The 22,781-nt window shown below is 36.6% G+C and carries 24 protein-coding genes and 1 riboswitch; of the genes, 16 read left to right on the top strand and 8 right to left on the bottom strand.

Translation table 11 applies throughout. The annotated features are described in order from the left end of the window. The first annotated feature begins 97 nt into the window (after positions 1-97). The 4 genes from ACWM35_RS21280 to ACWM35_RS21265 are packed head-to-tail and all read left to right on the top strand — an operon-like array spanning position 98 to position 4,314. Complete coding sequence (locus tag ACWM35_RS21280) at positions 98-1,732, top strand: spore germination protein (protein ID WP_454820901.1); 1,635 nt, start codon at positions 98-100, stop codon at positions 1,730-1,732. Beyond that, positions 1,729-2,919 (top strand): Ger(x)C family spore germination protein, encoded by a 1,191-nt coding sequence (locus tag ACWM35_RS21275; RefSeq protein WP_454820900.1) that lies wholly within the window; start codon positions 1,729-1,731, stop codon positions 2,917-2,919. The genes ACWM35_RS21280 and ACWM35_RS21275 overlap by 4 nt, the downstream gene beginning before the upstream one ends. Before the next feature lie 3 nt (positions 2,920-2,922). Beyond that, positions 2,923-3,162: a hypothetical protein gene (locus ACWM35_RS21270; protein WP_454820899.1), complete on the top strand. Its 240-nt coding sequence runs from the start codon at positions 2,923-2,925 to the stop codon at positions 3,160-3,162. A 51-nt stretch (positions 3,163-3,213) separates the two neighbouring features. Further along, positions 3,214-4,314 carry a GerAB/ArcD/ProY family transporter gene (locus ACWM35_RS21265; protein WP_454820898.1) on the top strand — a complete coding sequence of 367 codons (1,101 nt, stop codon included), beginning with the start codon at positions 3,214-3,216 and terminating at the stop codon, positions 4,312-4,314. Between the two features lie 142 nt (positions 4,315-4,456). Here ACWM35_RS21265 and ACWM35_RS21260 read toward each other — a convergent pair whose 3' ends face one another. From ACWM35_RS21260 to ACWM35_RS21245, 4 genes are all read right to left on the bottom strand, one after another. Next, a complete protein-coding gene (locus tag ACWM35_RS21260; protein ID WP_454820897.1) occupies positions 4,457-5,581 on the bottom strand; it encodes a GerAB/ArcD/ProY family transporter in 1,125 nt (374 codons plus the stop codon). A 773-nt stretch (positions 5,582-6,354) separates the two neighbouring features. Then, the gene (locus tag ACWM35_RS21255; RefSeq protein WP_454820896.1) at positions 6,355-7,227 is read right to left on the bottom strand and encodes a putative RNA methyltransferase; all 873 of its coding nucleotides are present in this window, start codon (positions 7,225-7,227) and stop codon (positions 6,355-6,357) included. Positions 7,228-7,592: 365 nt separating this feature from the next. Continuing rightward, entirely contained in the window at positions 7,593-7,637 is a 45-nt protein-coding gene (locus ACWM35_RS21250; protein WP_115648277.1) for an erythromycin resistance leader peptide, read from the bottom strand. Positions 7,638-7,852: 215 nt separating this feature from the next. Continuing rightward, on the bottom strand, positions 7,853-8,692 hold the full coding sequence (locus ACWM35_RS21245; protein ID WP_454820895.1) for a bifunctional 5,10-methylenetetrahydrofolate dehydrogenase/5,10-methenyltetrahydrofolate cyclohydrolase: 840 nt from the start codon (positions 8,690-8,692) through the stop codon (positions 7,853-7,855). A gap of 52 nt (positions 8,693-8,744) precedes the next feature. Continuing rightward, a riboswitch (ZMP/ZTP riboswitch) is annotated at positions 8,745-8,830 on the bottom strand. A gap of 249 nt (positions 8,831-9,079) precedes the next feature. Here ACWM35_RS21245 and ACWM35_RS21240 point away from each other — a divergent pair. Together ACWM35_RS21240 and ACWM35_RS21235 are read left to right on the top strand one after the other, a co-directional pair. Continuing rightward, positions 9,080-10,030 carry a glycoside hydrolase family 43 protein gene (locus tag ACWM35_RS21240; protein ID WP_454820894.1) on the top strand — a complete coding sequence of 317 codons (951 nt, stop codon included), beginning with the start codon at positions 9,080-9,082 and terminating at the stop codon, positions 10,028-10,030. A gap of 87 nt (positions 10,031-10,117) precedes the next feature. After that, positions 10,118-10,558, top strand: coding sequence for a cell wall hydrolase (locus tag ACWM35_RS21235; protein ID WP_454820893.1), 441 nt, complete (start codon positions 10,118-10,120; stop codon positions 10,556-10,558). 98 nt (positions 10,559-10,656) lie between these two features. Here the strand turns inward: ACWM35_RS21235 and ACWM35_RS21230 are convergent, their stop codons facing one another. Continuing rightward, complete coding sequence (locus ACWM35_RS21230) at positions 10,657-11,289, bottom strand: LysE family translocator (RefSeq protein ID WP_454820892.1); 633 nt, start codon at positions 11,287-11,289, stop codon at positions 10,657-10,659. Positions 11,290-11,505: 216 nt separating this feature from the next. Here ACWM35_RS21230 and ACWM35_RS21225 point away from each other — a divergent pair, with 216 nt between their 5' ends. The 4 genes from ACWM35_RS21225 to ACWM35_RS21210 all read left to right on the top strand — a co-directional run bounded on the left by ACWM35_RS21225 (position 11,506) and on the right by ACWM35_RS21210 (position 13,857). Then, positions 11,506-13,047, top strand: coding sequence for a histidine kinase N-terminal 7TM domain-containing protein (locus ACWM35_RS21225; protein ID WP_454820890.1), 1,542 nt, complete (start codon positions 11,506-11,508; stop codon positions 13,045-13,047). Positions 13,048-13,123: 76 nt separating this feature from the next. Further along, positions 13,124-13,378 (top strand): hypothetical protein, encoded by a 255-nt coding sequence (locus ACWM35_RS21220; RefSeq protein ID WP_454820889.1) that lies wholly within the window; start codon positions 13,124-13,126, stop codon positions 13,376-13,378. A 75-nt stretch (positions 13,379-13,453) separates the two neighbouring features. Then, the gene (locus ACWM35_RS21215) at positions 13,454-13,594 is read left to right on the top strand and encodes a hypothetical protein (RefSeq protein ID WP_454820888.1); all 141 of its coding nucleotides are present in this window, start codon (positions 13,454-13,456) and stop codon (positions 13,592-13,594) included. Positions 13,595-13,608: 14 nt separating this feature from the next. Further along, positions 13,609-13,857, top strand: coding sequence for a hypothetical protein (locus ACWM35_RS21210; RefSeq protein ID WP_454820887.1), 249 nt, complete (start codon positions 13,609-13,611; stop codon positions 13,855-13,857). Positions 13,858-13,861: 4 nt separating this feature from the next. Here the strand turns inward: ACWM35_RS21210 and ACWM35_RS21205 are convergent, their stop codons facing one another. Then, complete coding sequence (locus ACWM35_RS21205) at positions 13,862-14,776, bottom strand: class I SAM-dependent methyltransferase (RefSeq protein WP_454820886.1); 915 nt, start codon at positions 14,774-14,776, stop codon at positions 13,862-13,864. A gap of 302 nt (positions 14,777-15,078) precedes the next feature. Between ACWM35_RS21205 and ACWM35_RS21200 the strand changes: the two genes are divergently transcribed. The 4 genes from ACWM35_RS21200 to ACWM35_RS21185 all read left to right on the top strand — a co-directional run bounded on the left by ACWM35_RS21200 (position 15,079) and on the right by ACWM35_RS21185 (position 18,377). Next, positions 15,079-15,579 carry an NUDIX hydrolase gene (locus tag ACWM35_RS21200; RefSeq protein WP_454820885.1) on the top strand — a complete coding sequence of 167 codons (501 nt, stop codon included), beginning with the start codon at positions 15,079-15,081 and terminating at the stop codon, positions 15,577-15,579. An 88-nt stretch (positions 15,580-15,667) separates the two neighbouring features. Further along, on the top strand, positions 15,668-16,117 hold the full coding sequence (locus ACWM35_RS21195; RefSeq protein WP_454820884.1) for a hypothetical protein: 450 nt from the start codon (positions 15,668-15,670) through the stop codon (positions 16,115-16,117). A gap of 48 nt (positions 16,118-16,165) precedes the next feature. Next, entirely contained in the window at positions 16,166-17,011 is an 846-nt protein-coding gene (locus ACWM35_RS21190) for a metallophosphoesterase family protein (RefSeq protein WP_454820883.1), read from the top strand. Positions 17,012-17,384: 373 nt separating this feature from the next. Further along, the gene (locus tag ACWM35_RS21185) at positions 17,385-18,377 is read left to right on the top strand and encodes a zinc-dependent alcohol dehydrogenase family protein (protein ID WP_454820882.1); all 993 of its coding nucleotides are present in this window, start codon (positions 17,385-17,387) and stop codon (positions 18,375-18,377) included. Between the two features lie 159 nt (positions 18,378-18,536). Here ACWM35_RS21185 and ACWM35_RS21180 read toward each other — a convergent pair whose 3' ends face one another. Then, the gene (locus tag ACWM35_RS21180) at positions 18,537-19,328 is read right to left on the bottom strand and encodes an HAD family hydrolase (RefSeq protein WP_454820881.1); all 792 of its coding nucleotides are present in this window, start codon (positions 19,326-19,328) and stop codon (positions 18,537-18,539) included. A gap of 401 nt (positions 19,329-19,729) precedes the next feature. Between ACWM35_RS21180 and ACWM35_RS21175 the strand changes: the two genes are divergently transcribed. Together ACWM35_RS21175 and ACWM35_RS21170 are read left to right on the top strand one after the other, a co-directional pair. Then, complete coding sequence (locus ACWM35_RS21175; protein WP_454820880.1) at positions 19,730-20,221, top strand: magnesium transporter; 492 nt, start codon at positions 19,730-19,732, stop codon at positions 20,219-20,221. A gap of 31 nt (positions 20,222-20,252) precedes the next feature. Beyond that, positions 20,253-20,753 (top strand): phosphoribosylanthranilate isomerase, encoded by a 501-nt coding sequence (locus tag ACWM35_RS21170; protein ID WP_454820879.1) that lies wholly within the window; start codon positions 20,253-20,255, stop codon positions 20,751-20,753. Between the two features lie 78 nt (positions 20,754-20,831). Here the strand turns inward: ACWM35_RS21170 and ACWM35_RS21165 are convergent, their stop codons facing one another. Then, positions 20,832-22,634, bottom strand: a complete 1,803-nt coding sequence (locus ACWM35_RS21165; RefSeq protein ID WP_454820878.1) for a dihydroorotate dehydrogenase — start codon at positions 22,632-22,634, stop codon at positions 20,832-20,834. Between the last annotated feature and the right edge of the window lie 147 nt (positions 22,635-22,781).

Below are 22,781 nucleotides of genomic sequence, written 5' to 3'. Positions count from 1 at the left end.
AGATTAGGTTCGGGAACAATAAGTAGATTAAAAAGTTTAAAATACATATTGCTTGTTAAAAATTGTAGACGAGAAATGATTGCGGGAGTTTTTCAAAATGAAGCTAAATAAGCTTTTCAAAAAAAATAAAATGAAAAAGGAAAATTGGGATCATGTAAATATTAAGGTCGATTCCGAAAATATCTCGGCTAATGTTACTGACGTTTTAGAAAACATAAAAACAACAATGGGTAATAGTTCAGATATCGTCACAAGGAATTTTAAGACAGGGAAAGATGGATCGATTGAAATTGGTATTGCTTACACGGATGGACTTGCGGATAAAACTTTTGTACAAGATTTTATCATTGAGCCATTAATGACGGACTTGAGAATCACTCAACTCGATGTAAAAGTGACTAGGGGTGCTGATCTGTTCGATGTCATAAGAGATTTCAATCTACTCAGTGGGGACATGAAGGAAATATCCGATTTAAAAACCCTTTATACTAACTTGCTCTCAGGGGATACCATCGTTTTAATTGGGGGATATTCTAAGGGTTTCGCCGTTAGTTCCAGAGGCTGGGAAGGCCGGGGGGTTCAAGAACCTTCCTCTCAGACTGTCGTTAGGGGGCCAAAGGATGGATTTTCAGAGACTTTGAGAACGAATACTTCCCTTATAAGAAGACGGATTAAAAATACAGATCTTTGGATCGAAACTTTGCCGGTAGGTGAAAGAACGCAAACAGATGTCGCCATCCTTTATATAAAAGATATTGCTAACGAGAAGATTGTTAATGAAATAAGGACTAGAATTAAGAGAATCAAAACGGATGCAATCTTGGAAAGTGGCTATATTGAAGAAATGATCCAAGATGAAACATTCACGGTTTTTCCTACTATCCATAACTCAGAGCGGCCAGATGCAGCATCTGCAGCTCTTTTAGAAGGGCGAATCGTGATTATCGTTGATGGTACTCCGTTTGTTTTAATCGCACCAGCAGTGTTTGTACAGTTTTTTCAATCAAGCGAGGACTATTATCAAAGGGCGGATATCAGCACTTTATTGAGATTGTTAAGGTTTTTTTGTTTGTTTTTAGCTTTAATAACTCCTTCTGCCTATGTAGCCGTTACTACCTTTCACCAAGAGATGCTGCCAACCTTGTTACTGATTAATTTGGCTGCGCAACGTGAAGGCGTGCCCTTTCCAGCAGTGGTAGAAGCTTTAATGATGGAAATAACCTTTGAGATTCTAAGGGAAGCGGGAGTAAGAATGCCGAGAGCAGTAGGCTCAGCAATATCGATTGTAGGCGCCCTTGTTCTGGGGCAAGCAGCGGTTGAAGCTGGCATTGTTTCTGCTGCAATGGTCATTATCGTATCATTGACTGCCATAGCCAGTTTCGTTTGTCCATCCTTTAATATGGCCATTGCAATTAGAATTTTAAGATTTGTGTTTATGTTGTTAGCCGCAACCTTTGGTTTGTTTGGAATTATTATGGGATTAATCATTATGGTGGCTCATTTAGCTAGCTTACGGTCATTTGGGGTTCCTTACCTATCACCGATGGCTCCATTTATTGCTGCCGATCAAAAAGATGTATTTTTACGAGTCCCACAGTGGCGGATGTTCTCAAGGCCGCGCCTTATTAGTCAAAAAGATATCGTTAGGGAATATACTGCTGAACCAAAGCCACCGGAAAAAATATCTAGAAAATCAAGGAATGATGGTGAGTCTCAAGGGGAGATTACATGAAGAAAGTTGTCCACATCCTAATTTCTTTATTAATGGTATTTGGTTTAACAGGCTGCTGGAGCGTTAAAGAATTAACGGATATAGCAATTGTTTCTGCACTTGGTATCGATATGACAGAGGATGGGTATCGAGTATCTGTTCAAATCGTTAATCCTGGGGAAATAGCAGCCAAAAAAGGTGGATCTGGGTTAGGGATGACGGTTTTCGCTGCTGAAGGAAGAAGTATTGCAGAAGCAGTCAGAAAGTTAACAACGGTCACGCCTAGGAAGCCCTATCTGTCTCATTTAAGGGTTGTTATTTTAGGTGAGGAAGTTGCAAGAGCAGGTATTAGAAGACCTTTAGATTTTTTATCAAGAGAACATGAAATGAGGACTGACTTTGTTATTGCCGTCGCTAAGGGGATGAAATCCGAGGACCAATTGAAAGTATTAACTCCAATGGAGAAAATATCAGCTAATAAAATTATTTCAACCATCGAGACGGCAGAGAAAAATTGGGCGCCGACTAAAATCGTATTGTTAGATGAGTTGATCGGCTCGTTGGTTAGTGATGGAAAAGAGCCAGTCATTACTGGACTTGAAATCATTGGTGATCCAGAAACCGGCAGCAGGATCGAAAATGTTCAAAGAGTAAAGGCTGCAACAACAATAAAAACCGACTCTCTGGGGGTTTTTAAAGGCGATAAATTGATTGAATGGTTGGATGAAAGCGAAAGTAAAGGGTTTAATTATATTACAGATAATATTAATAAAACGGTTGGATTTATTGAATGTGATGGCGGGGGAACGGTGACCGTTGAAACGATTCGAAGTAAAACAGATAGGAAAGGAACGATTAAAAACGGGAAACCCAAAATAAACATAAAAGTGATGACAGAGGCGAACATTTCAGATGTCGAATGCCCAATAGATTTATCAAAATCAGAAACCATTCATGATTTGGAAAAAAAGCTGAACAAAAAAACAGAAGAAATTATGTTAAGTAGTATTGGAAGAGCAAGAGAGTTGAAGTCGGATATATTCGGTTTTGGCGAACTCATTGGGAGGGCTGATCCAAAGAAGTGGGAAAAGCTGAAAGAAAATTGGAGTGAGATATTTATTGATTCAGATGTGGAGGTTAAAGCAGATATTAGAATACGAAGAACGGGTACTATATCTGAATCATTCCAAGAAGAAAAGGAAGAGTAAGGAATGGAAGTATTGGGGATTTTAGTGGCCGCTGCTATTGTTATCTTTTTAGAAAAACCGAATTTAACAAAGAATTGGAATAAAAAAGAGACAGCTGTGTTTTTTGTATCCCTATTTTTCGGAGTTTCATTAAGTATTGCGTGGGCATTACATTTTGAGTTGTTAAGCATTTTTGAACTAATAGCCGATGTTTATCGACCGATATTAGAACCATTTAAATCGTATTTGAAACAATTCAAATAAAACCTTGGTGTTTTATTTACAGTGTAAAAGGTTTATAGGGAGGGATTAACAGTGGAAAAAATAAAGATAAGCAGCCGGCAATTTACCCTATTGGTTCTCATGTATACAATGGGGAGTTCTGTCCTGTTGATACCTTCCACCCTTGCAACCTTCGCTAAAAGTAACGCATGGATATCTTCCCTAATAGGTTTATTCATAGGTTTATTGTTTATTTTGCTATATGTAAAAATTTCTACCTTTTTTCCGGACAAGACACTTGTTGAAGTGAATAAAATGGTTTTTGGCAGATGGATCGGTAACCTTTTATCAATATTATTTTTGTTCGCTGTATTCGTCATGACAGCAGGAAATCTTAGAGAAATAGGAGATTTTTTTACCACACAAGTCATGGTTGAAACGCCTATCCATGCGATTCATTTACTAACTCTAGTGGCCGCTATCTATGTCATACGAAGAGGCCTTGAGGTGATGGCAAGGACATGTGAAATTTTTTTACCATGGACTGGAGCCACATTAATTATTCTAATCTTATTTCTTATCCCTGAAATGAAATTTGAAAACTTAGATCCTAATTTCGCAAAAGGAATTGGACCTATTTTAGGACCCGTATTTCTGTACTTAAATGTACCATTTAATGAATTAGTTGTTTTTTTAATGATTTTACCATATGTAAATAATGTTTCTAAGGCAAGAAAGGGGTATTTCATAGGTGTAATTATTGGTGGTTTAAGCGTTACAATCATTACTGTCATGTGCCTTGGAGTACTGGGAGCTGATTTTACAGGAAGGAATTTGTATCCCACATATGTGCTTGGGAAAATGATAAGTATAGGTGATTTTTTTGAAAGGATTGAAGTTTTGGTTGCAATCAGTTGGGTATTTTGTATTTTTTTTAAATTAATCGTTAATATTTTTGTTTTAGTATTTGGAATTAAACAGATATTAGGATTGAATGATTTCAAACCCTTGACCTTTCCTTTAGGGTTTCTGTTAATGGTTTACTCAATGGTCAATTACCCCAATATCGTATCTTTCAAAGAAAGTATTCTAAGTTGGCTTCCATTTGCGATGACCTTCTTCTTTTTGTTGCCATTCATTTTGTTTATTGTGGCATTTATTAAAACGAAAATGAACCAAAAAGAAGCTTTATAAAATTACTTAGAGTTTCGTTGGCTTATCCAAGTAATTATTGATAATAATAGAGAAAATATTACCATAAAAACGGGTAAGGCAAATGGATTTTTGAGCATAATATGTGATTCCCAAGGAAACAACCATTCATTGATCATTGCAGTCACTCCTCATACTTTACTAATTGTTTTTTCTGGATAAATAGCTTTTTTATCAATGTAACAAATAACAATAGAATCGGAAGTATCCATAGAAAAGGAATCCATAAATTATATGGAAACACCTCAAAGGCAACCTTTAGATGTTCTTGGATATTTGAAGACAAACTATAACCTAGATAAATGGATAAAATGGTTATTGGAATGATGAGTTTGCGGCGATCCTTGATGTTGGCGAGCAGTTGAATTCCTCGAATAGCAAAAAACAAATGGAGTGTGATTTTAAAAAACGATGATAAAATAAAAAGTAAGACAGCAAAAGCATCTAAATTTTTTATCACCCCTCCAATATTTACTTTCGATACTAGGGTGAACATGGGGTAAATTTCCGATTTATAAAAATAATCACCTAGACCGGTTAGTATCATAATTACAGTAATGAAGATAACAATTCCTGAAAACAGGGTCGCAAAAAAAGTAGTTTTTGCTATATTTTTTGGACTAGAATTAACGAGCGTCCAAATCATGGCAAATTCTAAAGTCTGGGCAAATCCCTGACTGGCACCAAGGGGAAATGAAGCCTTCCATATAGGCAACCATCCATCTTTTAGGATTGGGTGGAGATTTTCAACTTTTAAAACATCGCTAAAAAATAGAAGGATGATTATTAAAAATATCATCAGTAAAAAATAGGGCAAAAAAATTTCTCCTGTTCTCCCTAAAACCTCAATACCACATAGTTGAAGAAATGCAATGGCAAGCAGCATTAGAATGATAACAGCCCAAAAAGGGGTATCCACTAAAATGAGTGATGTGGCCAAATATTTAACATCGTTTAAACCTCTTCCAGCCTCATACAAAAATAGAAGAGGATAGTTCCAAGCAAGTACAGTCCCCATCCATTTTCCAAATTGCGCTGGAAACCATTCGACTAATGTTAATCCTGGGTTCAAATACATGAGTAAAAGATAAACACCAATGGCAGCCAAACCTAAAGCGGTAGACATGATTGTAACGATCCAAGCATCTTTACCTGCTGATGCACCAAATCCAAATATAATAGTCGTTCCGATTTGAAAAAAAACTGTTAATGCAAACAGCTGCGTTAAAGAAATTCGTTCCCGTTCCATTAAATCACCTTAATCGTCATATATAGATCAATTTTCTCCATGTTCTAGTTAAATAAACCTATTGTTATTACATGTTTGAATATTAGATGGATTCATGTTGGACCAAAATCCTATGGGAAAAGTGGTCTTCATGAAAGGTTCATAATACCCGAATCCCGATTAGTGGAAGGATTCGAGTCTTCATGAAAGGTTCATAATGCCCGAATCCTGATTAGTAGGAGGATTCGGGTCACAATGAAAGGTTCATAATGCCCGAACCTCGATTAGTGGAAGGATTCGGGTCACAATGAAAGGTTCATAATGCCCGAATCCTGATTAGTGGGAGGATTCGGGTCTTCATGAAAGGTTCATAATGCCCGAACCCCGATTAGTGGAAGGATTCGGGTCACAATGAAAGGTTCATAATGCCCGAACCCCGATTAGTGGAAGGATTCGGGTCACAATGAAAGGTTCATAATGCCCGAATCCCGATTAGTTGAAAGAATCTGGTCACAATGAAAGGTTCATAATGCCCGCACCCTGATTAGTAGAAGGATTCGGGTCACAATGAAAGGTTCATAATGCCCGAATCCCGATTAGTTGAAAGAATCTGGTCACAATGAAAGGTTCATAATGCCCGCACCCTGATTAGTAGAAGGAATCTGGTCACAATGAAAGGTTCATAATGCCCGAACCCTGATTAGTGGAAGGAATCTGGTCACAATGAAAGGTTCATAATGCCGAATCCTGATTAGTGGAAGGATTCGGGTCACTTTCCATTGCATGATGTCTAATTATAGATTCAATCCGATTAAGATATCTAAATCGATGGTTATCTCAGAAGAAACCCGATTCATAAATGCATCCATAGCTGCTTTTTCTGATGTCCAAGAAAGTGGAGACATATGAACTAAATGATTCAACTCCTCCTGAGCCAGTTTTTTTGTATAACACAAGTTGAATACTTCCTTTAGCTGGAAATGCTTTTTGAAAAGGAACACGGTTTCATCATTTTTATAGACCTGCTTATCCGTGTCTTCAAAAAGTGCTTCTCGAACTTCTTTTAGGTAATTCGGACGGGGAACCACTTTTATTACGAGACCATTGGGAACTAATATCCGCTTAAATTCCTTGTAATTGGAAGGTGATAAGATATTAAGAATGAAATGAAACGATTGATCCGCAAAAGGCGATTTTGCTAAATCCCCGACAAGCCAAATCGGTTCTTTGTATTTCTTAGCGGCCATGACGATGCCGTCCTTGGAAATATCTAAACCAACTCCTGTCATGGCTGTATTCCCGTAATCTTCTATAATCCTTTGTAAATGCGAGCCTTCACCACAACCCGCATCGAGGAGTAAAAATGGAAAACTAGGATCAACCATATGCTCCTTTATCGCCTTTGAAATCCTCTCATGTAGTAACAAATATAAATGGCTATGGCTAATGATTTTTTGCCTAGAATCAAACAATTTCTTATCATAATGACTACTGGATGGGCGAGTCATCATGTTTACATACCCTTGTTTGGTAAAATCAAAAGTATGGTTGTTAGAGCAAATGACGCTTTTTAAATCGACCACTTTCAAAGGAGCCTCACAATGAGGGCATCTGAATACATTGATAAATTCACTAAAAACTTTGGCACTCTTCATCTTATTGGTCATGTTTTCTCTTCCTTTCGAAAATAAAAAATCACAGGCAATCTGCCTGTGATTTGAGAGTAAAGGGAAGAAGAACCATCCTTATTTGGTTAGGCTATTCGGAGCCGTCAGCAAATAAACCTTCCTTTTGAAAAACATAAGAAGGAGAATTTGACATAAATAAAGAAAGGCAGAATGATCCGCCTTTCTAAACATTACATATTTTATACTATCATTGCTCATCGATAGTATCAGAAAAATTACACGTGAATTTTGCCAGTATAGGCAAATTACGTGCAGTTTCTAATATGAAATGAAGATTATTAAAAAAGGACAGACTGATCCCGTTTACTCTGTTTACCCAAAACAGAGCCTTTGAACGTATTCAATTACTGGTTCAAAGTTGGGAATCGAAGTCTCATAAAATGTGTCATTTTTTAATAATCCTCCTTGGAATGAAAAATACAGTGTTAATTATAGATTTGCTTATTATTAAAGTCAAAGGAAAATAAAGTTTTCGGTTTGGACACTCATGCATGAAGTAGTAGTTGAAGGGGAAACCATTTTTCAAATATGGATAGGCTTGTTGAACTAATCAACAAGTGTTAGAAACAAAATAAGCTGGTTCCTCAACCAGCTTATTTTTAACTTATAAGTAAGATTTTTCTGCTGATTCAACCGTATGCTTCATTAATGTTGCAATGGTAACAGGACCGACACCGCCTGGCACAGGTGTTATAGCACCAGCTTTTTCATAGCAAGAGTGATAATCAACATCTCCAACATTCCCTTTGTTATAACCTGCATCTAAAACAATGGCTCCTTCCTTTAACCAGCTTCCTTGAATAAATTCAGGCTTTCCTACTGCTGCTACAACAATATCTGCTTGTTTCAAGATTTCAGGTAAATGGGATGTTCTTGAATGGCAAGTGGTAACCGTGGCATTTGCATTAAGAAGCAAAGCCGAAACCGGTTTACCTAAGATTGGACTTCTCCCCACTACCACCGCATGTTTTCCATCAAGTTCGATCTGGTAATGTTTTATGATTTTCATAATGGCTGCTGGTGTGCAAGAAGGGTATTCCCCGAACCCTAACGCAGTCTGTCCGTAACCCGCACTTGTGACACCATCTACATCTTTTCGAATATCAATCGCTTCAAAAGCCGCGCGTTCATCAATATGTGATGGTACAGGATGTTGTAAGAGGATACCATGAACCGAGTGATCGTTATTTAACTCGTTAATCGTTTCAACCAACTCTGATGTACTAGTCTCTTCGGGTAAATGCACACGAATGGACTTCATCCCTAATTTTTCACAAGTATTTCCTTTCATTCTTACATAGGTCTCTGAAGCAGGATTATCACCAACTAGTATCGTTGCGAGGCATGGTATGATTCCATTCATTTTTAGTGCTTCAATACGTGTTTTCAATCCGTCTTTTAATTCTTTAGCAACAACATTTCCATCCAAAATGATCTTTTTCATAATAGTGCCTCCTAAAAAATGTAATAAAAAAAGAGATAAGGATAGTAATCCTTATCTCTGCCCAGACGACCCGACCATATATAAAACACAGCTTCCATGTGGTCATTTCCACAAATGTCGTCAGTCACTGTGTCTGTTTCCTTATCTAATAAAAAGATAACATATAGTGATGATATGTCAATGAAATAACTGGCTTTTTTAAGAGTTTTGAGATAGATGGTCTTATACCTGCAAAGTGCTTTTCATCGTTACCTGCGCGTGACCAGCTAATTTTTGAACAAAGTGGGTAGAGACTATTCAAAAAGGATTCTGGTTATTTTTGTAGAAGTAGGTATTTATGAAGTAGAAAGACCTTAATTGGAATGAAGGGATATGAGGAGAGAGCGTATGATAAAAGCCAAAACATTTACGAATCCAATTGTTAAAAATGCAGGTGACCCGTGGGTGCTGAAACACAATGATGATTATTATTTCATGGTAACAAAACGTGACCGTTTAGAGCTTACACAATCCACTAGCTTGACAGGTATCGCTACTGGGAACACGAAAACAATCTGGGTTCCCGAACCGTCCGGAAAATTTAGTTATAACCTATGGGCGCCCGAAATTCATCGGCTTTGTGGCAAATGGTACATCTACTACACAGCGAACGATGGTGGGGGAGATGAATCTAGGAGAGTATGTGTTCTGGAGAATGCTGCGGATAATCCGATGACGGGAGAGTGGGTTTGGAAGGGGGCACTTCCGACGCCAAGTCCTGGATTGGATGGTACGGTCTTCCAATGGCAAGACCAATATTATTTCCTATATGCAGGGTATGGTCACTTCCCGGACTATGGTTCAGCGATATACATTATGAGAATGACAAATCCTTGGACATTGGATGGGGAACAAGTCTTACTGACGGCCCCAACATTAGAGTGGGAGAAACAAGGTGGCATGGCCATCAATGAAGGACCCGTTATTTTAAAGCGAAATGGGTTTATTTTTCTCGTTTATTCTGCTAGTACGACATGGTCTGAGGATTACGCTCTTGGTATGCTAACGATGGAAGAGACCTCTGATCCGATGAATCCATTATCATGGATCAAGAGCCAACAACCTGTATTCCGAAAGAGTGCCGAGAACAAAGTGTTTGCTACTGGCCATAATAGTTTTACCAAGTCTCTGGATGACCAGGAGGATTGGATTGTTTATCATGCGCTTTCAGCACCGGGCGAGGACACCAGTTTACGTTCTACCCGTATTCAAAAATTTGGCTGGAAGCATGACGGAACACCTGAGTTCGGAGTCCCTGTTTCAGAAGATTGTGAGATTGAAATGCCGTCAGGGGAATGAATAAAGGTGGGATGTTAGCATTCCTTATTAAATAAACAATGACATGAAGGTAGGGTGTTTTTCATACTATATTTTGGAGGTGATAAAATGCCAAGAGCCAATTACCGAAGTTCAGACGTTGACGTCATGGCAAGGATGATGAGAGCAGAAGCCGAGGGTGAAGGAAAACAGGGAATGTTATATGTTGGAAATGTCATTGTGAATCGTCTTGTAGCCAATTGTTTAGACTTTAAAGGTTTAAGAACCATTCCCCAAGTGATTTTTCAAGTACAAGGTGGAAATTATTCCTTTGAAGCCGTTCAAAAAGGGAATGTATTTTATCAAAGATCGAGGACGGTTGAAAGAAGATTAGCGAAACAGAATTTAGATTATTGGAGAGACCACCCAGCAAAATTCGCTCTATGGTATTTTAATCCAACTGGTGCATGTCCTCCAACGTGGTATGGTCAACCACAATCTGGTCAATTTAAAGAACATTGTTTTTATGAACCCAAAGCCGGAACATGTGATAGTGTTTATAGAGGTTAAGCTCACTCCTAGAGTGAGTTTTTTTTGCATTAATTGGTACAGCAACAAAAATAAGACCCTTCGATTACAAGGGTCTTTCCTAAAAATATTAAGATGATCTAATTATGTGCTTTTTCAAGAGCAAGTTTTATTCCAAAACCTATCAGTACTGTTCCGGTGATCGCTTCAATAATATTTTGTGTTTTAGGTTTTTTCATAAAAGCACTGATCTGATTAATTAAATAGACATAAAGTAAAAACCATATGGCAGTCAATACCGTATAAGTGATGCCCATAATAAGAAATGGTAAGAAGGTATTGCTTCCAGGGTCAACAAATTGAGGCAAAAAGGTTAAGAAAAAGACGGCAACTTTGGGATTTAAAATATTTGTAAGGAACCCTTGTTTAAAACAAGATTTGTTGACAAACTGCCTTTTGGAGTTTATTTCAGCACTTGCTGCGATTTCCTTTTTCTTTAAAGACCATAAAGCCTTAACACCCATATAAATTAAGTAAACCGCACCTACATATTTCAAGATAGAAAATAATAAAGCTGATTTAACAATGATGGCAGAGAGCCCTAATACAGCAGCCGATGTATGGATAAGAAGAGCACAGCAAGTACCTAAAGCTGTTTTAAGACCCCCAGCTTTCCCAACGGTGACCGTATTTTTTGTGGCAATTGCAGTATCGGGACCGGGTAAAATAATGAGAAAAAAACACATAAGGACAAATAGGTAAAAGTTCTCCATTTTAGTATCTCCTTTCTGATTTTGATAAGATTTGAGCAAATATTATTATATGGAATTATACAAAAATTCTGCCGATTTTTGAACATAAACTTTACTTTCTAAAAATCGAGCAACCCAAGAACAAAAGGTTCCTGAGATAGATTAATATAAATCCACATTTATTTTTATCTATGTTAAATTAAAGGAAAAAGGATTATCACAAAGAGGTATTGAATCGTGGACTCGCAACTAACTGCTTATATTACTCTTATATGTACCTCTGGGGTACTTAACCTGTATTTATGCTTATACGTATTTTTTAAGCGTCATCATTATAAGAATATTGCCAATTCGTTTATTCTCTACGCTATGTCCATTGCTATTTATTGCTTTGGTTCGGGATTTGGCTTAACCGCAATAACGCTTGAGCAGATTAAGTTTTGGACGGTTATTCAATATATCGGCATGCCGTTCTCTGTCGTGTTAGGGTTACTGTTTATCATGCAGTATTTGGGAATCAACATAACGAAAAAAAGGAGTATCACTCTATTAACCATTCCCTTTATTAGTCTAGTGATGGTGGCAACGAATGATTTCCATCATTTTCATTACAGGGTGTTTGAAGTGGATCCAAGCTTAGGGGCTCCTTTTATTCATCAGGAGATCGGAATTTGGTATGTGGTTCATGGCATCTACACATTTTTCTCTATGTTTGTTGCTTTTTTACTATTAATCTCCCGTTGGAAGGAAACGGCCAAGGCATATCGGCTGCAATTAATCTCGTTAATGTTTGGACAACTCGTTCCAATGGTAACAGCTTTTGTTTATTTAAACGGACTCACACCACCTGGAGTCGATCCAGTCCCAATGGTCTTATGGCTTTCTTCGCTCTTATATCTATGGTCGATTAGCTCATCTCGTCTATTCACCGTTATGCCAATTGCGAAGGATGCGATCTTTAATAGTATTAATGATGGTGTGATTGTATTAGATGAATCTTATCGATTAATAGAGTTTAATCAGGCTTGTAAGGGGATGTTCCCACAATTAAATAAATCTATGTTTGGAATGGAGTTTGCTAAGGTTTGGTTTGAGCTGTCAGGTGATGCATTTCCTTCTAAATTAGAGACAGCTCCATTCACTCGAGAAATCTGTCATTGCAAGCGAATTTATCAGGTTCGAACTTCCTCCTTGCAGCATGCGAAGGATCGTAAAGGTCAGCTCATTATATTTACCGATATCACGGAGCTGAAAAGTTTACAGATGAGACTAGAGCATCAAGCCTATTATGATGAGCTTACCCAAATTTATAACCGTCGGGCCTTTTTTCAAAAATGTGAGCAAGACTTTTCTACAGCCCAAAAGAGTTCATCGCCATTTACAATCCTGTTAATCGATATTGATTATTTTAAAAAAGTGAATGATACCTTTGGCCACCATATCGGTGATCAATTACTAAAGCATGTTGTGAAGGTATGCCAAACCCAATTGAAGGATGATATGTTATTTGCCCGATATGGCGGTGAGGAGTTTGTTCTTGCACTGAAGGGATACACTTTATTGGAGGGGGAAGCGATTGCGAATCAGCTGCAGAAGTCAGTAGAGTCAGAGCCTTTAATTACTACCGAGGAAGTGATTTCTGTTACCTTAAGCAGTGGTGTGGCAGAAGCAACGGAAGAGGAAGGTGCGACACTCTATCAGCTTTTGAATAAAGCTGATCAAGCGTTATACTCTGCAAAACGAGAAGGACGCAATCAAGTGCAGGTATATTCTAGTTAAAGAAGGACCAGGTTGCTGGTATTAGACAATCTATTTTTTCATATCTTTTTGAAAAACAAGAAGGTGTGTGACAGCGTTGAGTAAACATCGAGCGGTTTTCTACACCATTAAAGGTTCAACAATTATAAAATTAATAATCCTTGATTGTATGATGGGCTCAAGTATTTATTATTTATTAAAATTCATTTCATCCAGTGTATTAATTGGCTTTGTAGGAAGCATGGTAGGCACAGAGGGTATTAAAAGAGCAACACTTTTATCAAAAAGTGAAAATTTTGCTGTAGTAATGAATGAGTTGTGGCAGCAGCTCATTTTTTTCTTTTTAGCTTAGGAGAAAAGGAATATGGTTGTTGATGAAGTAAAATGTTAATAGTGTTCATGGACAAAACTAGGGAAGATCCTGCACATGTTGTCCATGAAAATGGAGTTCATGGACAATACTGAAAAGGCCCAGCACTTTTTGTCCATGAAAATGGAGTTCATGGACAAAACTGAGGAAGATCCTGCACATGTTGTCCATGAAAATGGAGTTCATGGACAAAACTGAGGAAGATCCTGCACATGTTGTCCATGAAAATGGAGTTCATGGACAATACTGAAAAGGCCCAGCACTTTTTGTCCATGAAAATGGAGTTCATGGACAAAACTGAAAAGGATTCAGCACTTGTTGTCCATGAAAATATGTTCCATGGCCAGATCCAACACCTGATAAGCCAGAGAATGGAAGAGAGAAGGAATGCACATAGTAATCAGAGTAAATTGAAAAAAACCGCTCAATCATCTAATGTTTCGAGCGGCCCATTTCATTAGAATTCTATTTTTTTACAGCATGGATATAATGAATCGCCTCAAAGGCAGTTAAATAATCCGTTCGATTGCGAAAGAACTGGTCATTGATCATTGCTGGTGTTAAATGTTCATAGATTAGTAGCCCAGATTTTTCTAACAGCTGCTCGATTTCAAGGTAAGTGAAACACGATTTCATTGGCTCACCACCGACAGCAGCCATTTTAATCGTATTTTCTACTCGATTAGATAGTCCTTTTGCCTCAAAGAAATTTTCATCCCCATAATCAAACACGATCGAACTGCCGATAGGGACAATTTCAAATAATTGATGGATCAAGCCTGAAAGTTCCTCTTTCGTTAAATAATAGGAAACCCCCAAGAGGCTAAAGAAAGTTTTTTTGTCTGCAAATCCTTCGTTTCTAAGGTATTGCAACGAGAAACTTTTTGTGAAGTCCATCGGAACAAAATGAAGATTATCAGGAATTTTTAGATTAGCAGTAACCAGCCTTTGTTTTTTGTTTTCCTGTGTTGCTGGATGATCGACTTCAAATATTTCAAGCGTTTCATTGAACTGTGGATGTCGGAAACAAAAAGTGTCTAAGCCAGCCCCTAGTATCACATACTGCTCTACCCCTAACATCACTTCGTTACGTAATACTTCCTCGCAAAAGGCGGCACGACCTAAGGGTGTTGGAGAAAGCAGGACTTGGGTAATCCATTTAAGAATCTCTTCAGGATCATTCTGATATCTCTGAGCAATATCCTTGTTGAAAAACTGTATTCCTTGTTTCATATTCTCACTAATGTATGAAAACTCTTGAGGTGAAATTAAGTCATTTGCAAGATAATCATCAAAAATTTTGGGTGTGTCATATTTACTGTGAAAGGCACGAGCGAAAGCCGAAACTAAGGAAGTGACACTGGATTCATTGTTCTTCATTCCATTTCCCCCATAAACAAAAATAAGATTCCCCTGGCCAGGAGAATCTTATTATATATGCATATATCATAATTGTAAATTATAGCATAAATGAAAAATTTTGTCAAATGTTTTGCCTCGATGACTATTGTTTAAAGCCAATTAATGTACTGAATACCGTATACCGAGACAACTGTCATAAGAATCGCCCAAACGACTATTAATTTTTGTGCTAAAGAAGAAGGAATGTTGAAAACAGGAAAATTTAAACATTTTATAGAACTCTTACTTGATATTATTTTAAATTAAGGTGGAGAACCAAGTTGGGAATGTCTGACTATTATAAAAGACTACGAGAAAAAGTGGGCAATGAGTTGCTTTTTATGCCTTGTGTAGCTGGAATTATTCGAAACGAACTAGGAGAAATTTTGCTGCAGAATAAGGGAAATGGTGAGAAATGGAGCCTCCCCGCAGGAGCAATAGAAATGGGTGAAGCACCTGCACAAGCTGTTGTCCGTGAGGTGTGGGAAGAAACTGGGTTATATGTTGTTCCAAGTAGATTAGTGGGGGTTTTTGGTGGAGAAGATTTCCGTTACCAATATCCGAATGGTCATCAGGTGGAGTATAACGTCTATATGTTTGATTGTGATATTCAAAATGGAATACTTAGTCCAGTAGATGATGAAACGGTTGAGCTTCAGTATTTTAATCCAAATAATATGCCAGAACTTGCTTTACCCTATCCCAAACAAATATTTACCCAATCAGACAATAATGAATTATATTTTCAATGGAATGAAATGTGGTTAAAAAAACTTTATTAAATTATCTTTTTTGAGCAAAGCAAATGGCACTGTTCGTCAAAGGAAGATATTTTTAAATGCAATTATTTTATATGAGGGAAGTGAAACATTGTCTGAAATTCAATTTCTAGCATCATCAAAGCATTTTATCCTTCCTAAGGAAATTGATGAAAATGGTAGTACTATATTTGAAAATGGGTTAAGCTTTGGTGTTCATACCTTAGATGAATATTGGGTTAAGATTGTTCAACCAATATTTACGATGCCATATCTATATGAAGCACGCGGATTAGGCAATCGAGACTTTTGGATATATTTAGATAAATACATGGAGCTAGGAGATGTTCTCGAATTATATACAATTCCGGTTCAACACTGGTATAAAGATTCCTTACGAAAATTACGCGGAAATTCAAATCATATTACAATTAATATTGGAAATTATACATATGAAAATGAATATGGTTTATTTAAATTGACTGAAAAAAGTTGGTTAGAAGAATTAAAACATCGTACATTAGTTACAGAGTTTGGAATAACAAAAATTTTATATTATTAATAGAATTTTCCCCTCAGTAGAGTGAGCGGAGGAGGTCAAAATAAAAACATGAAACATAGAATTGCTTTATTAGCAGACGTCCATGGAAATGCAAGTGCTTTAAATGCAGTTATCGAAGATTCTATCATAGAATCTGTCACTGACTATTGGTTTTTAGGAGATTTAATCATGCCTGGGCCAGGAACAAATGATTTATTTGAAATATTAGATCGTATTAAAGTTGCTACGTATGTTCAAGGAAACTGGGAAGACAGCTTCTGTGAAGTACTGAATAAAAAAATAGATTTTAATAACCCCACTGATATCTATGTTTCTCGGTTAGTTCAGTATCAGTGTGAAAATTTGGATGAGAACTATATTAATCTTATAAAGAATTTACCATTACACCAAACAAAACAAGTTAATAATCTATCAATCAGTATTAGTCATAATCTACAAAATAAAAATTATGGGGGAGATTTATGGCCAACTAATACTCAGGAAAATTTTGATCAGTTATTTGAGTATGATTACGATATTGCGATTTATGCTCATACTCATCACCAATTGTTACGCTATAGTAGCGCTGGACAACTAATCATTAACCCAGGAACTATCGGTCAGCCTTTTTATAGATGGGACAAGTTCCGTAATGACCTGCGAGCTCAGTATGCAATTCTTGAAATTGATGAAACAGGGATTGCTGAGGTGAGATTTAAAAAAATTTCCTATGACGTAGAAAAGGAATTAAAAAACGCTTTTATTAAGAATATTCCTTATATTGACTTATATCAAGAAATGCTCGAGACAGGAAAAACTCATACCCATGATATTAAATTATTACAAAAACTCAATGATAGATATCAATATAAAGATGAAATAATTAATTTTTTTGAAAAAAATTATTGGACTTAAGAAAATAAATGAACCTTATGCAAACTAAATGGTGCGATGCTTAAATAATGAAAGATCGCTCTTCTTATCCTTGTAACGGCTCAATATTCTAACAAAATTTTTGGTAGGAGAATTCATAAGAAAAGAATTTTTCCGTTAATGCCTATAAAGGAAGCCTATGAAGCCAATATAAGCGAAGAAATTTCGCTTAAATGCACTTAATATGTCTAAATCCAAGGACTTAGATCATATAGGCGAAAAAACTTCCTTTATTATTAAGGAAATACGGGTATTTCCCAATTTAAACGAAAATTATTCGTTTATTTTTCAAACATAGCAACATCAACATTCAGTTATAACAGGCAGATCATTCAACAGTAAGGAGTCTATCGTTTTGAGTGCAAAATTTATTAATTTCTATGAATTCGGCAGTCCTAAAGATGTGTTAAAAATTAAATATAAAACCATTGAACCACCAAAAGATAATGAAGTACTTGTTCGAATGTTGGCACGACCTATCAATCCTTCTGATTTAATTCCAATTAGAGGGGCGTATTCTCATCGAATTTCTTTACCTACTATTCCTGGTTATGAAGGAGTTGGGATTGTAGAGGATGTAGGTCCTTTCATTTCTAAAAAACTAATTGGTAAACGGGTTTTACCTTTGCGTGGGGAAGGTACATGGCAAGAGTTCGTCAAGACAACAGCAGAATTTGCCGTTCCTATTCCCGATTCTATTGATGATTTTACTGCAGCACAAATGTATATTAATCCCATTACAGCATGGGTGGTTTGTACGGAAGTTTTAAAATTAAAGCCAAACGATGTTTTATTGGTTAACGCATGTGGTTCTTCTATTGGGCATATTTTTGCTCAATTATCGAAGATATTAGGTTTTCGATTAATTGCAGTCACTAGGAATAATAAATATACAGAGGAATTACTTCATCTCGGTGCTACTTATGTGATAGATACCTCTATTATTCGTCTAAATGAAACTGTTATGGAATTAACAAATGGAATGGGTGCGGATGCTGCTATTGACTCTGTTGGGGGTTCGGATGGTAATGAATTAGCTTTTAGTGTCCGCCCTAATGGACATTTTTTAACAATCGGTCTTTTATCAGGGGTACAAGTAAACTGGGCGGATATTGTAAATCGAGCAAAAGTAAATGTGAATATGTTTCATTTGCGAAATTGGAATAAAGAGGTCACAGCAATAAAATGGCAAGAAACTTTTAAACAATTGATAAGGCTAATAGACGATAAAAAATTACGTTTGATGATGGTCGATTCTACGTATGACTTGTCGGATATAAAAAAGGCGATTGACGCTGTTGAATCTTCTAAAAAAACAAATGGGAAAGTATTTTTAACAAGTAACTGAGTCATTCTTGTCGAAGAATTGCCGTTTCTTATTCAAAATTCTCAGTGTGTATAATAACTATCTTTGAACTCGTATTGATCAGTTTTACAATCTAATTATATTGATGATAAAAAAATGGCAGGTATGAATCAGAATATGATCATACCTGCCATTATTAGCTTAAATGACAGATTCATATGATTTTAGAAGATAACGTTCTATAAATTCAGCTAATCCATCATTTTCGTGGTGTCCTGTAACAAAGTCAGCTGCTGCTTTAACCTCTTCGCTGGCATTCCCCATTGCAACACCAGTACCGACATTACGGAGCATCTCTATATCATTGGGACCGTCCCCAATGGCTACGACTTCATTTGTACTCATTCGATATGCTCGAAGTAGTTTTTTTATACCAGACCATTTAGAAACATTAGGAGCGAGTATTTCAAACCCGTCATTCCAATTGATGACTTCGGCTTCATTTTTAAACAACGCAGATAATTCATGGCAAGGCGCACCTGTTCGGACACTATATTTAAGTACATCTTGATAGTTTGCCTGTCTTAAATCTCCAATATAAAGGGGCGGAATTTGCCCAACTTTTGTCCAATAATCGATTTCTTCATTCATTTCCTTACAATAAAGGCCATCTGCTGTATGGATCATCACGTTACAAAAATTTTCTGCGGTAATATGGTGGAATCTTTCTTCGTTAAGTTTGACGGTTTGCGTGTGTAGAGTTCTTCCTTCTGCATGGTGAATAGCGGCACCATTCAAACAGATCATCGGAGTTTGTAATCCCATTTCTTTATGGTAGGGAGCCGTTACTTCATAATGACGACCAGTAGCTAGAAAAACCTTGACTCCCCGATTCATGAGCTTATGAATGGCTTCCATATTTCTGCGAGAAATGATGTTTGAGGCTTTTAGTAGTGTACCATCCATATCAATAAATATTGCACGCACATTCATTTATTCTGCCTCCTCATTCGGTAGTAAACCAATCATATCAGCTGAATATTAAAAAATTGTAAATTCCGTGTTCAAATTAAATTAAGTTTAGTGGGAGGCAAGGAATGGGTTTTTTAGAATGAATCGTGGCGGTTTTCAGCATTTCTGTATTCTAAAATATTCCTAGACTGACATTCAAAAGCCTGGAATTTGTACATGGCGAAATTTTTTTAAAACTAAAACAACGAGGGGGAACTTCTTAAAATTTGAGAAACCTTAGTTACTACTATTTCAAATTCAGGTACAGAGGAAGGAATAAATTGCAGTTAAGTTGAAAAACAAATAGGAGAATATTTAACATTGGGCTGTTTTTTCATTTAAGAAATAACGTAAAAAATAAAATTTATTTAGGATGAGGTTAAATGAGTTCATATTCATTTATAGCAACAAATTATGAAATACCAGAAGTAGATAATACAAAGGCGAAGAATATTACGGTGCAAGAGGCTATTGATTTAGGAATAAAACCACATGAGTTGCTACCTTGGGAGGAGATGGACCCAAATGCCGAAATATTATTTGTTGAAAATGAAGACGATTTAGATGAATTGATCATCTCGAAGGAAACATCTTTTGGAGATTGTGGGTATACAAGTTATCCATTCATTTATGAAGTAAATTTTACTTTTTCAGAATTAAGGGCAAAGCAATTATTAGAGTACCTAAAAGAAAATTTTAGAGAAGGACAGATATTAGAATTATGGAGAGTATGGATGGGACATGAAGATGAAGAAGTTAATATCCCATATACTAGATGTAAGTATGAAGAATTATCTCTAAATCATTTGATACAATTGTATAATTGTAAGAATGAAAAATATAAAGCGCAAGATTGTTTAGTAATAGAAAGATAAAACTAGTTATTGTGTCAAAGGGGAAGGACGATTGGAAAATCACAAGTTTGCTGAGTTTATAAAGATTGCCAAAAAACTAAATGAAATAGAAATCATTCCGTTATTAATGGGTTCGGTCGGTTTAGAAGTCATTACAGGCAAGTGCTGGGATGCTCAGGACCTAGACATTCATGTTCCTGGTGATAAAAGAGGATGGGAAGTGCCACCTGAAAAATCTATACATAATTGGAATGATATTTTGAAAATCATGAATTCATTGGAATATATTCTAGTTGATTCGCATGAACATGAGTTCTCTAAAGAGGGGTTATCAGTGGAGTTTGGCATTATTGACACATTACCAAATTTCGCAGGAGTACAACTTAAGGACTTAGAAATACATCATATGGGAAATGTTAAATATTACTTACTAAACCCTGAGCAATATTTAAGTGTTTACAAATCTTCCTCTTGTGATAGTTATCGTGCAGATAAAAATAATAATAAAGATTTTAGAAAAATAGATTTCTTAATAGGTATGATAGAGCCTTAATTTTAAAAATATTAACATTATAGTTGAAAGCCCCAAAATACAAGTTTTTATTTCAAACTAGTATTCTAGGGCTTTTGTTTATTTTTTAATATTTTTTAATAAAAATGGCGCTGTGCAAATAACCCCACTCACATATAAAAGTAATGCAATATAAGCAGGTAATAAGTGAACAAAATCGGTATAGCCAATGAAAAAATGAGTGGCTATCCCGGATGCAAATGCTGGAATGGCACCGATTGTAAAGGTCCACCAAATCCAACGTTCACCTTCACGAATTCCCCATAGCGCGAGCATCAACACAAGTAGGCCGACGCTTAATAGCGCACTTCCAAATCCTGCACGGTCATGGGCGATTACGGGTATTAATCGTTGATTAAAATCATTCAGCATTTCTGGAGTCATACATATATAAGAAATATCCGTAGGGACGAACACACTCGATACTCCAACAAGCGAGATCACCACTCCGCCAACGGCTAATGAAGCTCCTAATAGGATAAAGGAAAGCTGCCCGTATAAGCTCAGCCTCCAGGATTTATGATTGAATAGGTTTATGCTTGTAGGTGATTCCTGTGCCGTTCTTGATTTTACAAATCCTACGATAAAAAAAGGTAATAAAATGAGCCAAAACAATCCATGGAGCCAATCAAAATAGCCATAACCGATAAATAAGAGGATTCCAAGGAAACCAATTATACCCCCTATATTTACTGCTTTTCTGACCCAATGCAGTCCATTTTTAATTCCGTATCGGGCAAGCTGCATGTAAATGATTCCACCAGAAATCATCGTTCCTGATAGTGTCATCCGGTCATGGGACATAAAAGATAAAATGTAAGGATTATAATCGATAATATCTTTTCGCAGTATACCTAAAAAGGTTTCATCGTATGGAAGAATGACCGATGTCATACTAAAAAATAGGGCAATGAATCCAGCAATCGTGATGGCTAAACCAAATAGCCAATACCATATCCAACCTGGACACATCTTCAAACCCTTCGTTTGCCTATGACTGTATGCTTCATTAATTCGTTTTGGCAGACCTGGGCCAGCAAACACGTAATCATAGCCTAACATAATAAGAGTCGCTCCGTTTTCCAATAATTTAATGGCATCTGAAGGCTCTTTAACTCCTCCTGAAGTGATAATCGGTATGTTCCTCGGAACTAATTTCTTAATTACAGCAAGCGCTTGGTTAAGGTTCTCAGGTGTACCGGTCTCTTCAAGGAGAATTCCATCTGGATGATAGTTTTCCAGTTTCTCAATTTCATAAAGATGATTACTTGAACAAGCTAGTATTATCGGTTTATTTATCTGTTCTCGAAACTGATCGAACTGAGCATCTGAAATAAAAGCATGGCGATTAATAATAAATCCAGCACTATAATGAAAAAGATCTTCGCAAATCAGTTTTATTTCTGGCAAAGTTCCCTCAACACGAATGAAAAATGGAATCTTCTTTTTTAAGTGCGAATCCAATCGATCCTTCACGGTTGATAGCTTGATAGAAGAGTTAGGCACTCCAAAAATCTGTTCCTTTTTCGGATTAATCTGAAGGTCTCCTTTACCAACCGATCCATGTATGGAGACGGGACCAATTTCTATAAAACCAAAACCAAGGTTCTGAAAAGCCTTTAGTCCAGATAAGTTGGGATCAATTTTCCCACTTAGTCCAACAGGTGAAGTAAACGGTATATTAAATAGGTGTTTCTGTATATTTTTTGAAGGTGACATATGACCAAGGAACTCAATTACTTTTTCACCGATAGAGGTAGAGGATAGGAAACTCATTCCACGGTGGATAAACTCTCTACTATGGGAGGGGGGAAGCTTCTGTAGAATGGGTTTGAATAAGGTATGATAAGACCAATCTGGCATCCTGATCACCTTTCTAAACATTTTACATATAGAATAACACACTTGACGGAGAGGGAAATGTTGAACATTTTATGCTTGTCAACTAGCAACAAATTTTACCATATTGCGAAAATTGTCGAAATAAGGCGGGGTAAGGCTGTATAATAA

The organism is Neobacillus sp. K501 (assembly GCF_053749995.1).
This window is presented reverse-complemented; position numbering and strand designations above follow the sequence as displayed.